The organism is Nostoc sp. TCL240-02, assembly GCF_013343235.1.
In the GTDB taxonomy this organism is placed as follows: Bacteria; Cyanobacteriota; Cyanobacteriia; order Cyanobacteriales; family Nostocaceae; genus Nostoc.
In genome coordinates this window covers 6,356,718-6,371,102 of the sequence record NZ_CP040094.1, presented here as the reverse complement: position 1 = coordinate 6,371,102, position 14,385 = coordinate 6,356,718, and the positions used below count along the sequence as shown (strand labels likewise).

10 protein-coding genes are annotated in these 14,385 nt (G+C 43.2%); 6 read left to right on the top strand and 4 right to left on the bottom strand.

Annotation, left to right across the window (positions count from 1 at the left end):
- Window positions 1-28: 28 nt before the first annotated feature.
- Together FBB35_RS27140 and FBB35_RS27135 are read right to left on the bottom strand one after the other, a co-directional pair.
- Entirely contained in the window at window positions 29-3,169 is a 3,141-nt protein-coding gene (locus FBB35_RS27140; protein ID WP_174712228.1) for a PAS domain S-box protein, read from the bottom strand.
- 294 nt (window positions 3,170-3,463) lie between these two features.
- Window positions 3,464-4,765 carry an adenylate/guanylate cyclase domain-containing protein gene (locus FBB35_RS27135; RefSeq protein WP_174712227.1) on the bottom strand — a complete coding sequence of 434 codons (1,302 nt, stop codon included), beginning with the start codon at window positions 4,763-4,765 and terminating at the stop codon, window positions 3,464-3,466.
- A 205-nt stretch (window positions 4,766-4,970) separates the two neighbouring features.
- On the opposite strand from FBB35_RS27135, the gene FBB35_RS27130 reads away from it, so the two are divergent.
- Together FBB35_RS27130 and FBB35_RS27125 are read left to right on the top strand one after the other, a co-directional pair.
- Window positions 4,971-6,572, top strand: a complete 1,602-nt coding sequence (locus tag FBB35_RS27130; RefSeq protein WP_174712226.1) for a DEAD/DEAH box helicase family protein — start codon at window positions 4,971-4,973, stop codon at window positions 6,570-6,572.
- Window positions 6,502-7,716, top strand: a complete 1,215-nt coding sequence (locus FBB35_RS27125) for a DUF790 family protein (protein ID WP_174712225.1) — start codon at window positions 6,502-6,504, stop codon at window positions 7,714-7,716. The genes FBB35_RS27130 and FBB35_RS27125 overlap by 71 nt, the downstream gene beginning before the upstream one ends.
- Window positions 7,717-7,994: 278 nt before the next feature.
- Here FBB35_RS27125 and FBB35_RS27120 read toward each other — a convergent pair whose 3' ends face one another.
- A complete protein-coding gene (locus FBB35_RS27120) occupies window positions 7,995-9,326 on the bottom strand; it encodes a DEAD/DEAH box helicase (RefSeq protein WP_174712224.1) in 1,332 nt (443 codons plus the stop codon).
- A 238-nt stretch (window positions 9,327-9,564) separates the two neighbouring features.
- On the opposite strand from FBB35_RS27120, the gene infC reads away from it, so the two are divergent.
- Window positions 9,565-10,053, top strand: coding sequence for a translation initiation factor IF-3 (gene infC, locus FBB35_RS27115; RefSeq protein ID WP_094331432.1), 489 nt, complete (start codon window positions 9,565-9,567; stop codon window positions 10,051-10,053).
- Window positions 10,054-10,233: 180 nt separating this feature from the next.
- On the opposite strand, the gene FBB35_RS27110 is transcribed toward infC, so the two are convergent.
- Window positions 10,234-10,848 (bottom strand): TetR/AcrR family transcriptional regulator, encoded by a 615-nt coding sequence (locus FBB35_RS27110; RefSeq protein WP_174712223.1) that lies wholly within the window; start codon window positions 10,846-10,848, stop codon window positions 10,234-10,236.
- A 253-nt stretch (window positions 10,849-11,101) separates the two neighbouring features.
- Here FBB35_RS27110 and FBB35_RS27105 point away from each other — a divergent pair, with 253 nt between their 5' ends.
- The 3 genes from FBB35_RS27105 to FBB35_RS27095 all read left to right on the top strand — a co-directional run bounded on the left by FBB35_RS27105 (window position 11,102) and on the right by FBB35_RS27095 (window position 14,373).
- Window positions 11,102-12,409: an ABC exporter membrane fusion protein gene (locus tag FBB35_RS27105; protein ID WP_174712222.1), complete on the top strand. Its 1,308-nt coding sequence runs from the start codon at window positions 11,102-11,104 to the stop codon at window positions 12,407-12,409.
- Entirely contained in the window at window positions 12,406-13,581 is a 1,176-nt protein-coding gene (gene devC / locus FBB35_RS27100; protein ID WP_174712221.1) for an ABC transporter permease DevC, read from the top strand. The genes FBB35_RS27105 and devC overlap by 4 nt, the downstream gene beginning before the upstream one ends.
- Before the next feature lie 87 nt (window positions 13,582-13,668).
- Window positions 13,669-14,373 carry a DevA family ABC transporter ATP-binding protein gene (locus FBB35_RS27095; protein WP_174712220.1) on the top strand — a complete coding sequence of 235 codons (705 nt, stop codon included), beginning with the start codon at window positions 13,669-13,671 and terminating at the stop codon, window positions 14,371-14,373.
- The last annotated feature ends 12 nt before the right edge of the window (window positions 14,374-14,385 follow it).

The window sequence follows — 14,385 nt, the reverse complement described above, 5'->3', positions numbered from 1 at the left end:
TAATTTTTAATTTTTAATTTTTAATTTTTCAAGTGCGTCCAGTGAGGTTGGCAACTACAGCAGCTAACTCGGCGGGATTCACTGGCTTGGGAACGTGGAGTTGAAAGCCTGCTAACAAAGCTTGCGTCCGATCTTCCGCTCTAGCATAAGCTGTCAACGCCACTGCTGGAACCCGCCCTCCTCGTTCTGCTGGTAGCGCCCTCACTTGCCGAATTAGTGCATAGCCATCTTCTTGTGGCATACCGATGTCGCTCACCATTATATGAGGACAAACTTTTTGTAAAGCAAGCAGTGCATCACTTGCAGATGCAACTGCTATAACTTGCGCCCCATACTGTTCTAGAATTGTGGTGAGTAAATGACGCGCGTCTTCCTCATCATCAACGATCAGCACTCGCAAGTCGTCTAGCCTGGGCAGGTAATTGTTAACCTCTTGGATATTGACCACAGCTGAAAGCTGCTCTGCTGCATTAGCTTCTACATAAACGGCTTTCATGGGCAGATTAACAATGAATGTTGCTCCCTGTCCGATTCCTGGACTTTCTACAGAGACTGTGCCACCGTGTAATTCTACCAAGTGGCGGACGATCGCTAACCCTAATCCTAATCCGCCGTGCGATCGCGTAATCGAACTGTCAGCTTGACGGAAGCGCTCAAATACATGGGGGAGAAATTCAGCAGCAATCCCCATTCCTGTATCGCTAACTCGAATTTGCACAGAAGATTCAATTCGTTCCAATTGCACATCAACTCTTCCACCCTTGGGTGTAAACTTGACGGCATTGGAGAGCAAATTCCACACAACCTGTTGCAAGCGGTTGACATCACCCACAATTACCCCAACTTCACCATCAAATCTACAGTTGATGCTAATTTCTTTAGCCTCGGCTGCTGGGCGCACAGTATCGATTGCCGCCTCTAAAAGTGGTACAAGTTTTACCCGATGCATACTTAGATGAAGTGTACCTCTAATAATTCGTGATACATCTAAAACATCTTCAATCAGTTGCGTCAAGGATCTAGTATTACGCTCAATTGTTTCTAACGCCCGTGCAGTTGTAGCCTCATCAAACTTGCGACTCCTAAGTAGCTGCGTCCAACCTAATATGGCGTTTAAGGGTGTGCGAAGTTCGTGGGAGAGGGTGGCGAGAAATTCATCTTTCATCCGGTTTGCAGTTTCTGCATCAGCCCGTGCTACTTGTTCGCGTTCAAGCAATTGTTCGCGTTCTTGCTCTGCTTGTTTGCGATCGGTAATATCGAGCATAAATCCATGTAGCATCTGCGGCCCATTATCATCCCGCACGACATTAACAATGTCATATAGCCAGACAATTCTGCCATCAGCAGCTAACATTCTGTATTCAAATTCATAATTATTCAGTGTTAAAGAAGATTCTTGACAATACTGGATAGCCCATTCTCGATCTTCTGGATGTATATGTTTTGCCCAGAAATCATCGATGTACCAGTCTGATAATGGATAGCCAAGAATCTCAATGGTTTGCGGCCCTACATAAGTAAAATTTCCGGTAGTGGCATTTACCTCCCAAGGAATTATGCGGACTTTTTCGGTGAGTGTCTTTAACCGTTTCTCGCTCTGTTTTAGTGCTGCTTCTGCTAATTTGTGAAGTGTAATATCTGTGATTAGGGCAACAAATCCTTCAACTTTTCCTTGCTGATTGAACTGGGGAACGTAATTTACATTTATGTAATGGTGTGTGCCATCTTTATGGGGTAATTGGGTTTCGTAAGTTACTTGTTCTCCTGAAAGTACTGCTTCTACATAAGGAAGAATTGACTGATAAACCGACTCTCCGAGAATTTCTTTAATGTGTTTACCATGAATTTCGGAAGCGGATAGCCCAAACCAATCTTCATATCCCTTGTTATTAAAGCGATAACGCTGCTGGGTATCAACATAAGAAATCTGGACGGGTACAGCATTTGTAATTAGCCGCAGTTCATCTTCTCGTTGACACAGTGCTGCTTCGGCTCGCTTGCGTTCTGTGATATCGCGTTGAGTTCCCCAGGCTCTAACTAAAAGCCCATTTTCGACAATTCCCACCAGATTATTCAAAAAATATTTGGAATTACCTTGCTTATCTATTTCGTGAGACTCTGCATCGATTAATCGGTAGTTAGAACGGATAAAATTACGCAGGTATGCAATATTATGTGGATCGGAGGGAACGAGAAAATCTCCTAGTCTGGCGTTGATAATTTCTTCGGTACGAGAACAGCCATACATCTGCGCCATCACATTGTTGCATTCGGCTAAGTAAACATATTGGTAAAAATGTTGAATTTGTTCATCTGCTGGACAGTCTGGCGAAATTGGTACTTCTAGTTCAATGCACCAAATACCTTCTGAACTCTGCTCTAAAAAAGCGCGGTAGCGTTCTTCGCTTTGGCATAGGGCAAGCTCTACCTGTTTGCGTTCGCTTAAATCAAGGACAAAAGAGATAATATCGTTAGAATTATTTTCTAACAAAGCAGAACTTAGCAGGATCGGAACACAGTTCTGATCTTTGCAGATGTATTCGTTTTCAAAAGGCTGACACACATCTTTGGTTTTAAGTTCTGCGTAGGCGTAGCCCGCCGTAGGCATCGCACTGTTGTTTGCTTCAATATATTTTGCTGAGATCAAATCGCGCCATCGAACCCGCCCGGCAACTAAATCTTCTTGCGAATAACCTACCATTCGTAAAAAAGCATCATTCGCTTCTGCGATCGCTCCATCCATATTGGCTACAATTACCCCAATAATGTTGGACTCTACCAACCTTCTAAACTTTGCCTCACTCAGTTTTAACTTCTGCAAACTCATTTGAAGATGTTGTTTAGCAGTGCGTAACTCTGAGTTTAGCAAGGTGATGAATGTTGTCACCAGAACAAACAAGCCTAACCGTCTGATGTTGTCTAGACTCGCAACCGAGAGCGAAAACACTGGCTCTAAGAAAAAATAGCTAACGGTTAAAGTAGATAAAGCAGTAGCCAGCAACCCTGCTTCCATACCACCATACCAAGCACTAACCGCCACGGCAGCAAAAAACAGCAGGAATATAGTTGGTTTCAGTAGTGGCTGTAGCAATAGTGTTAGTAGCAATGTGCTACTAACAGCCAATAGTGCAACAGCATAGGGTGCTAGAAGGGAACGTGTTCCTTTCAATGTGGCTTCTCCTTTTATGCAGCTAGCTAAAGGATTATTCCCAAATCAGCTAGACAATGCGATGCGTTAGCCAGTCTGCGTTCGCTTCTAGCGTCTCGTAGAGAGCGTCACAGCCCGTCGTAGACATCGCTCAATATTTATTATGCATCGAAACAATACACATTAAAACAGTTATTTGCTGTGAATCTATCTAAAGGATTAAAGCTTAGTTTTAGCAGAGGTTAAATAGCTAAAATTTATCGCTCTAATTATATATTTTATATTTCTCTATATCCGTCAAACAGCATAACTATATTAATTTTTATAATTAACTTCTTTGAGGATATAAGTCATCATTTTTCCTTTGCCTTTAACCTGAATTAAACCTCGCTTATGGAATAAGTATTTATCTTTTAAAAGTTGATAAGTTGCTTCACAAACCTGGATACTACCAGCTATTCCATGTGATTCCATTCTACTAGCAGTATTTACTGTATCTCCCCAGAGATCGTAAGCAAACTTTTTCAGACCAATCACTCCCGCCACAACTGGCCCTGTACTAATGCCAATACGGATGCTAAATAATTGATTATTTTCTGCATTAAATATAGCTATAGAATTTTGCATATCCAACGCCATATTTGCTATTGCTGAAGCATGATCGTTAGACTGATTTGGCAATCCGGCAACAGCCATATATGCGTCGCCAATAGTCTTGATTTTCTCTACTCCATGAACTTCTGCTAATTGGTCAAACAAACAGAATATTGTATTTAAGAACTCTACTAATTCTGTAGGAGATGTACGAGCTGAAAGCTCTGTAAAACCAACAATGTCGGCAAATAATACCGTAACTTCCATAAAACTATCAGCAATAGTTGTAGGCTGTTGTTTTAATTGTTCCGCAATCATCCCTGGCAGAATATTTAGTAGCAGCCGTTCCGATTTTTGCTGCGCCAGTTCCATTGCTTTACGTGCATAAAATTCTTTTTTTCTCAAGCGTTCGTATAAGAATACAGAAAATACACAAATTATGCAAGTCCAAAAAAAGTATAATCCTTGTTCAGCATAAAAAGCTGATGGATTCTTCAATATAGGATTATATAATAAATATAAGGTTAAATAGCAAATTATTGTTCCGAGTTGAGATATTAAATGCATCCACCATTGAACTGGTATAATTGTAGCCTGAGTAAGAAACATCAGAGTCCAAATATTGCTTCTAGGTTCCAGATTATTAAACAATAAAGCTATATCAATTTGGACAACACAAGTTACAGCCCAGCATAAACTCAAAAAAATTAAGTCAGGATGGCGACGACCGATAGGAGTTTTACATAAACCCCAACAAATAAGAGTGAATAATTCTACGACAATCCCAATTTTAAAAGCGTATATCTTGGCTTCTAGATATGAATTTGCCCAAAGGAAAAAAGCGATTAAAGTCAAGCCCGCTACCAGCATAATCTGCGCCTGCAATTGCAGCCGTTTCAGAAGAAAGCTCTGTCGCTGTTCTTTGTAGGATTCGGCAAGGTTATTGTTAGTTTGCCGATTGGACATTCCGTGACTAATGAGCGCATCTAATTGGGTTTTATCTGAGTTACTTGGATTAATCATGCACTTTTTGCGTTATTAGTAATCAAGGGGCTGGGGATTGGGGACTGGGGACTGGGTACTAGTTACTAGTAACTAGTAACTAGATACTAAGTACTGAAAACTAGCGAAGAACTTTCCTAATCCCAATCCCCAATCCCCAATCCCCAATCCCTAATCCCCAATCCCCAATCCCCAATCCCCAGTCTCCAATTCCCAATTCCCATAAATGGCTCGTACCCCTACACTAAATTTTGATCGTGGCACATTAATTTTGCATCCACCACCACGCGGCAAAGGTTGGATGGATTATGCTACGTGGGATGATAGAGTTGAAAAATTCCGCATTCCAGCAATTAGATACCGATCGCTAGTAGAAGCACTACAAGCGGAAGAAGTGAATTTTATCGATGAGGCCAAGCAATTTTATCCTGTAGATTTGGTTCCCACTTTGGAAATGGAACCCTATGCCCACCAGACTGAGGCGCTAGCGGCTTGGAAACTGGCGGGTAGGCAGGGAGTAGTTGTGCTGCCCACGGCGGCGGGAAAGACTTATTTAGCGCAAATGGCGATGCAATCAACGCCACGCACGACGCTGATTGTAGTGCCAACTTTAGATTTAATGCATCAGTGGTATGCACACTTAGTAGCAGCTTTCCCCGATGCTGAGGTGGGATTGCTGGGAGGTGGTTCGCGGGATAGAACAGCTATCTTAGTCGCAACTTATGATAGTGCAGCAATTCACGCCGAAACCTTGGGAAATCAATATGCGTTGATTGTTTTTGATGAATGTCACCATTTACCGACAGATTTTAATCGGGTTATCGCTGAATATGCGATCGCACCTTATCGTCTGGGACTCTCTGCTACGCCAGAACGCACTGATGGTAAACACGCTGATTTAAATATTCTGATTGGTGAAGAAGTATATCGCAAACGCGCCGAAGATTTGGCGGGGAAGGCGTTAGCAGAACATGAAATTGTCCAAATTAAGGTAAAGTTATCGCAACTTGAGCGAGAAAGATACAATCAACTCATTCAAACCCGCAACGACTTTTTGAAGCAATCAAAGATTTCTTTGGGGAGTCTACAAGGTTGGCAAATGTTCGTGCAAATGAGTGCTAGATCGCAATCTGGACGTAGGGCGATGTTAGCGCATCGGGAAGCGAAAGATATCGCTTTGGGGACTGATGGGAAGTTGCGAATTTTGATTAATTTATTGGCAGAACATTATCCAGCAAGAATTTTAATTTTTACTGCTGATAACGCAACAGTTTATCGCATTTCTCAAGAGTTGCTAATTCCGGCAATTACTCATCAAACTCCTGTGAAGGAACGGCATGAGATATTAACCAAGTTTCGAGAGGGTAAATATAATACTTTGGTTGCTTCTCATGTGTTGAATGAAGGCGTTGATGTACCTGCGGCAACTGTTGCGATTATTTTATCGGGGACGGGTTCGGCTAGGGAGTATACTCAGCGATTGGGGAGGATTTTACGGAAGGGGAATATTGAGAATAAGCAGGCGATTTTGTATGAGGTGGTGGCGGAGGATACGAGTGAAGAGGGGACTTCGGCTAGGCGGAGAGGGGAGAGGAGAGACGAACCGCAGAGGCGCGGAGGACGCAGAGAGGAAGAGGAGAAGAAGGGGAAGTTAGAGGTTGTGTATGGGAGTGGGAAGGAAAGGAGTTTGAAGGCTGCGGAACAGTTAGAAATTAATTATTCAACGGGAAGTTCTAAATCTAAAATCCAAAATTCAGATGTTACCGACAGACTTACTGATGCATCGCCAAAACGGAGAGGAGATCATTCCGAAGAGACTGAAGATTGATCAAAAAACTTCGGAGTTGGCGATTGAGTTAATTAATTATTTTCAATCAGCAGTGGGGAAGACTCAGGGTGTGCTTGAGCGACAACTGACTGATTTTGAAGGAGATTCTACAGATTATCGGGTAAAGCGGGGGTTAGCTTATATTCTCAAAAGCAGTTTTTGCACTTTTGAGGTGGTTAGTCCTTTGGAACCACAAATGTTAAGAGAACGGGTGTTTTCGTTGGCTGCAAAGTCTGTTTCTAGTCGAGAATCAACCCAAGCTACTCTGAGTAAAATTGCTGATGAGTTAACTCAAGAACTTGAACGCGAAGTTTTATTGGAACAGGTTCGGAATGGATTATATGCTGATTTATCTGAAAATAAAATTTTGACAGTATTTGATGCACCAACAGCCCCAGATTTGTTAAATAGATATAACTTATCTCAGGTGCAGGGTGTGTTTTATAAGGCCAGTAAACTGGTGTTAAATGCTCATCGGAATGTTCCGGGGGAATATAAGCTGTTATTTCGCTATCTGAAGTTGTTTCAATTGATGGCTTATATTGAGGGTGATGCTGATCACGGGTTTACGATTACGATAGATGGGCCGACGAGTCTGTTTAATCCTAGTACGCGATATGGGTTAGCGATCGCTAAACTTATTCCCGCTTTACTCCACGTTACGAAATGGAGTCTTGCTTCTATTCTCCAAACCCGCGATGCTTATACAAATACTTGGAAGACTGGACGTTTCACCCTGAATTCAGAATGTGGTTTAGTATCCCATTATCCACCAGGGAAACCCTACGATAGTATGCTAGAAGCATCTTTTGCTGATAAGTGGGATGCTTTGAAAAGTGGTTGGGCATTAGAGCGAGAAGTTGATTTAATCCCAATTCCTGGTAGTGTGATGATTCCCGATTTTCGCTTAGTGCATTCTGATGGACGCACCTTCTTATTAGAAATTGTTGGTTACTGGCGACCAGAATATTTACAAAAGAAATTTTCTCAGGTGCGGCGGGCTGGACGTGATGACTTAATTTTGGCAATTTCCGAGCGACTTAATTTAGAAAAGGCGGGAGTAAAATTAAATGATGTCCCCGCCAGAATTGTTTGGTTTAAAGATAAGTTGTTGCCAAAAGCTGTCTTAGCTGTAATAGATTGATTAAAGAAGTCGGGGATCTCGTAACCATCAAAACTAATGACATGAACTAGTAGTAGTCTGTCCCAAAAGTTTTGATAGGTGAATCAGTTTTAAATTTCTCTTCTTTATCTCTTCTACTTTGCGTCCTTTGCGGTTCGTTCTCTTAATTCTCAAAATTAATGGGACAGACTACTAGTACAGCACAGCGTAAATAAGCCACCCATTTGAAATATCTGAAACCCTTGCAAATAGGTAATTACGAATTACGCCTTGCGGTACTAGTCCCCAGTCCCCAGTCCCTACTTAGAACGGCGCGATGCGGACGAACGAGCCCCAGGCTTCTCGCCATTAGTCGCGGGTGGCGCTGCTTTACGTTTAGCTGATGTCCGTTGTAACGGTTTAGGAGTCCGAGGTGATCGCTTTTCACCTCCAGATTTGGGTCTGTGTTGTCGTCCATTGGGGATTGGTTCGGCCGTTGTATCAGGGTTAGGGCCAAAGCCAGCCACTACTTCCCTTGGCAAACGCTGCTCAATCAGTTTCTCGATATCTGTCAATAGACTGTATTCATCGACGCACACCAGCGATACGGCTTCACCTGACGCACCAGCACGACCAGTTCGCCCAATGCGATGAACATAATCTTCCGGTACATTAGGTAGATCGAAGTTGACTACATGGGGTAGTTCGCTGATGTCAAGACCTCTAGCAGCAATGTCTGTCGCCACCAATACCTGTAAGCTACCATTCTTGAACTTTGCCAGAGCATTGGTACGCACCGGTTGGCTCTTATTACCGTGGATTGCCAATGCTTGAATGCGGTCTTCACCCAACTGCTTAACTAAACGGTCAGCGCCATACTTAGTACGAGTAAACACTAGCACTTGATACCAATTATCTCGCCGAATCAGGTGAGAAAGTAATTGGCGTTTCTTGTCACGGTCTACTTGGTAAATTTTTTGGGCGATTGTCTCGGCGGTGACGTTGCGGCGTGCCACCTCAATCATCTTCGGGTTATTGAGTAGTCCGGCGGCTAGTGCTTTAATTTTGTCCGAAAAAGTAGCGAAGAATAACAAATTTTGTCGCTGTTTGGGCAAAAGTGCAAGGATGCGGCGGATATCATGGATAAAGCCCATGTCCAGCATCCGATCTGCTTCATCTAGAACCAAAATCTCAATATGTGACAGGTTCAGCGTGCCCTGCTGTACGTGATCCAGCAGTCGCCCTGGAGTAGCCACCAATATATCCACTCGGTTCTTCAAACGCTGTTTTTGCAGATTAATACCGACTCCGCCAAACATCACCATCGAGTTTAGCTGCAAGTATTTGCCGTACTCGCGCACGCTTTCTTCCACTTGGGCGGCGAGTTCACGAGTTGGGGTGAGAATCAGTGCCCGGATCGGGCGATATCCATTAGATGTAACTTTGACGTTCTTCTGGGACGATAACCGATGTAAAAGCGGTAGGGTAAAACTAGCGGTTTTTCCAGTGCCAGTTTGTGCCCCAGCTAGTAAATCGCTACCCGATAAGACGGCAGGAATCGACTGTATCTGAATTGGCGTAGGTTCGGTGTAGCCTCGCTCTGTAACCGCACGGATAATTTCATTGGACAAGCCGAGAGTAGAAAAATTCATAAAACTCCAAAAGTAACATCGGCCTGTCGCCAATGGCGGCATCAGTCTTAGGCGGACGGATAAAAAAGTCTTGAAAGGCTGGATGGGCAGTAACGCAAAGACTGAAGAGCGAGTGCCGCAGTCCCACATTCTAACAGATTGTAGTCTATTGTGTGGTTAAAGTTGCTCTGATTCAGTGTTGTGTTAAATTAGCATTACTTGGAATATTAAAGTATTGAACAATTAGGAGAAATTCGTTATCGCAATCCAAAAGCAACTGATTAATTCACAAATCAAGTCACCTCATGTCTTCTTGATTGACCATGAGAATAACAATCGTGGTCTAATCGACACCAATGAGGCGCTACAGTTAGCCGAGAGCCTAGAGCTTGACTTGGTTGTAGTCTCTCAAGGCAAAGAGGCCCCAATCGCCAAAATCCTGAATTATGGCAAGCTTCAGTATCAAAAGAAAAAACGTCAGAGCCAGAGTGCTAGACCTACGGTAAAAGAAGTTCGTTTCGGTTTAAACGTGGGTATTGCTGATTACAATTTACGTATTGAAAAAGCAGTTGGGTGGTTGAGTAAAGGCGATTCGGTGAAGTTTGCCATTCGTTTACGAGGCCGAGAACATCAATATCGTGACCAAGCAGGAGAACTGCTAGACAGAATTGCAAAAGACCTCAGTCAAGTAGGTAAAATCCAGTCACTGGATAAACGGTCACTAATTGTTCAAGTCATTCCTGCCTAGTTAATCTTGCGATCGCTGGAGGATGTATTTGTGCCAGCTTTTAAAACTCCCACGGCCATGAAAACATTGCTATTGCTCGTTTTCAAATTAAGCCGTGGGATTTTAGCTCAAAGTTAAGAAACCAAAAAAGCCAGAGGATAGGCAACAGCACTCCATCAGCTAAGAATGGGACATAGCCAATCAATCGGCGCATTTAGTGATTAGGTGTGTCAACGCATCAATCAGGCGATCGCTTTCCATTGGGATAATGTCCCTCCCATGCATCACATCTTGAGTAATATGAAAATGCACCAATGCCCCTAAGAGAATTCTTGCTGTTGCCTCTGGGTCAGGTATTTTTAGCTCCGGAGCAGCCAAGTATTGAGTGAGAGTTTCCGTTACTGGCTTAATCATGGCATGAACACAAATTTGAGCTAACTCAGGAAAACGACCAGATTCTCCTATTAATACTCGCATAAATGCACTATGCTCTTGGTCGCTATTCATCAGTTCTAATGCTTTGGTTCCTATACCACGCAGTACGGCTCTTGGTTCTCCCTCAATCGGTACTGTGCCAAAAATAGAGTTGTTCTTTTTGCTTGCTAGTTGCTCTATCAGAACTTTAAAAAGCCCTTCTTTATCTTGAAAGTGGCTGTAGACTGTCGCTTTAGAAACACCAGCCGCTACTGCTACCCGATCCATACTTGTGCCAGCATAGCCATTTTGGAGGAACTCCTGCATTGCCCCTTGCAGAATTTGCTCTACTTTATCAAGCGAATTATCTCGATCAACTTCGTCAGTTTTAATGCGTACCATTTCTTAATTATCCTCTCTTATAAAGAATTTTAATGAGTTAATCGGCATTTAATGCACGAGACAGGAGTTATTTTTTCTCCCAATCCCTCAGTTTCCTTGATCCCCGTATTCTTGTTTTTATGTTGGTGGGGAAGCCAGGGAAAACTGGTTAATTGCCAAGTTTGACTTTTTACTATTGACTAAACTACTCCGTTTAGTTTAGCATAAATTGAACTGAACAGTTTAGTGCAATTAATGCTAAAAGGTGAACAGTATGGTACAGAACTGGAAACTAGAAGATTTGAAGTCTTCCCAAAATATTTTGCGATCGCCTCTTACACTAGCAGTAATTACATCTTTGCTAATCGGTGGAGCTAGCGTTTATACGGTGCTAAAGTTTCAGGCCACGGCTAATGAGAAGCCAGCCGCGCCAGTAGCTGTTCAACCAGTGGTAAAAACAGTGACAGCATTGGGACGCTTAGAACCAAATGGAGAAGTCATGAAATTATCTGCAACTTCTTCGACTGAAGGAAGTCTGCTTCAGAAACTCTTAGTCAAAGAAGGCGATCGCGTCAGGGCTGGACAGGTAATTGCAATTATGGATAGTCGCGATCGCTTGCAGGCAAGTTTAGTTGAGGCCCAAAAGCAAGTTCAAGTTGCCAAATCTAACCTCGACCAGGTAAAAGCGGGAGCAAAACAGGGAGAAATTGGAGCAAAGCAAGCTGCTGTCAGCCGTCTGCAAGTCGAACTAGAAGGAAACATCAAAACTCAGCAAGCCACAATCGATCGCCTAGCAGCAGACTTGCAAGGACAACGAGAGAGCTTACAAGCAACGGTGGATCGGGTAGCAGCCGAAAAGCGGAACGCTCAAGTAGATGTGCAACGCTACGAAGCTTTATACAAAGCAGGGGCAATTTCCAGTCAGCAAGCCGATCAAAAACGCTTGAGTGCAGAAACTTCTACTCAGCAGTTAATCGAAAATCAAGCCAACAAAACCAGAACTGTCGCAACTTTAGAACAGCAGATTAAAGAAGCCAAAGCTAACCGCAATCAAATCATCGCTAGCTTGCAACAGCAGATTAACGAAGCCAAAGCCACCTTGAACCAAACGGCTGAAGTCCGTCCAACAGATATTGCCAACGCCCAAGCAGAGGTAGACAGCGCTCAAGCGACTATGGCAAAAATTAGAGCGCAACTCGATCAAGCTTATGTTCGCGCACCCGAAGCGGGACAAATTTTGAAGATTCATACACGAGCCGGAGAAACCGTTTCTAGTGATGGGATTGTAGAATTAGGTCGAACCGACCAGATGTATGCAGTTGCAGAAGTTTACCAAAGTGATATTAACAAAGTGCGATCGGGGCAACGGGTCAAGGTAATCAGCGATTCGCTTCCCGGAGAATTACAAGGAACCGTTGATTGGATGGGGATGCAGGTACAGCGACAAAATCTGGTTAACAGCGATCCTTCTAGCAATATTGATGCCAGAGTAGTGGAAGTTCATGTGCAACTAGATCAAGCATCTAGCACCAAAGCTGCCAAGTTTACCAATCTGCAAGTAAAAGCGGTGATAGAACTATGATTGGATTTATTCAACAACTGCGGCAGCGAACCCCTCTAGGATGGTTGCAATTGAGTCATGAAAAAAGCCGTCTGTTGGTGGCATTGTCAGGCATTGCTTTCGCTGATATTCTGATGTTTATGCAGCTAGGGTTTCAGACTGCCTTGTTTGACAGTAATACTAAACTGCACAACAGTATACAGGCTGATATTTTTCTACTTAGCCCTCAAGCCCGTAACGTCTTAAATGCGTCCACCTTTACACGGCGGCGACTGTATCAAGCAATGGACATACAGGGGGTGAAGTCAGCAGAACCAATGTATGTCAACATTGTCGATTGGAAGAATCCGAAAACACGCCAGAAGACATCTGTCCTAGTTATCGGGATTAATCCTGAAAAGCAAGCTTTTAACTTACCAGATGTGAACAGCCAGATAGATCGGGTGAAGCTACCAGATACCCTGCTGTTCGATCGCGCCTCTAGAGGAGATTATAAAGAAGCGATCGCTCAAGTTGAACAAGGCTTGCCTGTAACTACTGAAATTGATCGCCGCACGATTACCATTAGTGGCTTATTTTCAATCGGCGCATCCTTTGCAGCTGATGGGAACCTAATTACCAGCGACCAGAACTTCTTGCGGCTATTTCCTAAACGAGAAGCCAGCAGTGTCAGTTTAGGTTTGATTCAACTCGAACCAGGGTACGATCCAAAACAAATTAAAGCAGCTTTAGAATCTCATTTAGATGATGATATTAAAGTTTTGACCAAAGCTGAATTTATCGAATTTGAAACAGATTATTGGAAAAAAAATACAGCCATCGGGTTTATCTTTAGCTTGGGTGTAGGAATGGGGTTTATGGTAGGCGTGATTATCGTCTATCAAGTTCTTTCTACAGATGTGAATTCTCATATCAAAGAATACGCGACCTTCAAAGCAATGGGGTATAACAATCTCTACTTATTAGGTGTGGTGTTTGAAGAGGCGATAATTTTGGCAATTTTGGGCTTTATTCCAGGAATGATAGCACCTTTAGGACTTTACCATCTAACTCGTAATGCTACTAATTTGCCACTTTACATGACCGTAGCACGAGCCACCACAGTGCTAATACTAACTATGATTATGTGTATTATTTCTGGTGCGATCGCCACCCGAAAATTACAGTCTGCCGACCCCGCAGATATGTTTTAAAAATGGGCATTGGGCATGGGGCATGGGGCATGGGGATAATCAACAATAGACTTATCCAAAATCTAAAATTTAAAATCTAAAATCAGTATGCCTGCTGTAATCTCTGTTAAAAATCTCGACCATTACTTTGGTTCTGGTCAACTCCGCAAGCAAGTTCTCTTTGATATCAACCTAGATATTAACGCCGGCGAAATTATTATTATGACTGGCCCTTCTGGTTCTGGTAAAACTACACTTCTCACCTTAGCTGGCGGCTTGCGTTCTGCCCAATCGGGCAGCTTGCAGATATTGGGACAAGAACTTTGTGGTGCTAGTACAGCACAACTAACCCAGGTGCGACGCAATAACGGCTATATTTTCCAAGCGCACAACTTGCACGGTAGCCTAACAGTACTCCAGAACGTCAGAATGGGTTTGGAAGTGCATAATAATATTTCGCCAGCAGAGATGAAAACCCGTTCAGCCCAAATGTTAGAAGAGGTAGGATTAGGGCATCGGCTGAATTATTATCCTGATGATTTATCTGGGGGACAAAAACAAAGAGTTGCGATCGCTCGTGCGTTGGTAGGTCGTCCTCAAATAGTCTTAGCAGATGAACCCACCGCCGCCCTTGACAGTAAATCGGGACGAGATGTGGTTAACCTCATGCAAAAACTAGCTAAAGAACAGGACTGTACTATTCTCTTAGTTACTCATGACAACCGCATTCTAGATATTGCCGATCGCATTGTCTACATGGAAGATGGCAAATTAGTAAATGACCGTGCTGTTATCGTAAATTCAAGGGTTTAAATCCCCGATTCC

Coding starts and splice junctions, on each gene's coding strand:
- FBB35_RS27135 (WP_174712227.1), bottom strand. CDS start 4,765: ATGATTAATCCAAGTAACTCAGATAAAACCCAATTAGATGCGCTCATT.
- FBB35_RS27130 (WP_174712226.1), top strand. CDS start 4,971: ATGGCTCGTACCCCTACACTAAATTTTGATCGTGGCACATTAATTTTG.
- FBB35_RS27125 (WP_174712225.1), top strand. CDS start 6,502: ATGTTACCGACAGACTTACTGATGCATCGCCAAAACGGAGAGGAGATC.
- FBB35_RS27120 (WP_174712224.1), bottom strand. CDS start 9,326: ATGAATTTTTCTACTCTCGGCTTGTCCAATGAAATTATCCGTGCGGTT.
- FBB35_RS27110 (WP_174712223.1), bottom strand. CDS start 10,848: ATGGTACGCATTAAAACTGACGAAGTTGATCGAGATAATTCGCTTGAT.
- FBB35_RS27105 (WP_174712222.1), top strand. CDS start 11,102: ATGGTACAGAACTGGAAACTAGAAGATTTGAAGTCTTCCCAAAATATT.
- devC (WP_174712221.1), top strand. CDS start 12,406: ATGATTGGATTTATTCAACAACTGCGGCAGCGAACCCCTCTAGGATGG.
- FBB35_RS27095 (WP_174712220.1), top strand. CDS start 13,669: ATGCCTGCTGTAATCTCTGTTAAAAATCTCGACCATTACTTTGGTTCT.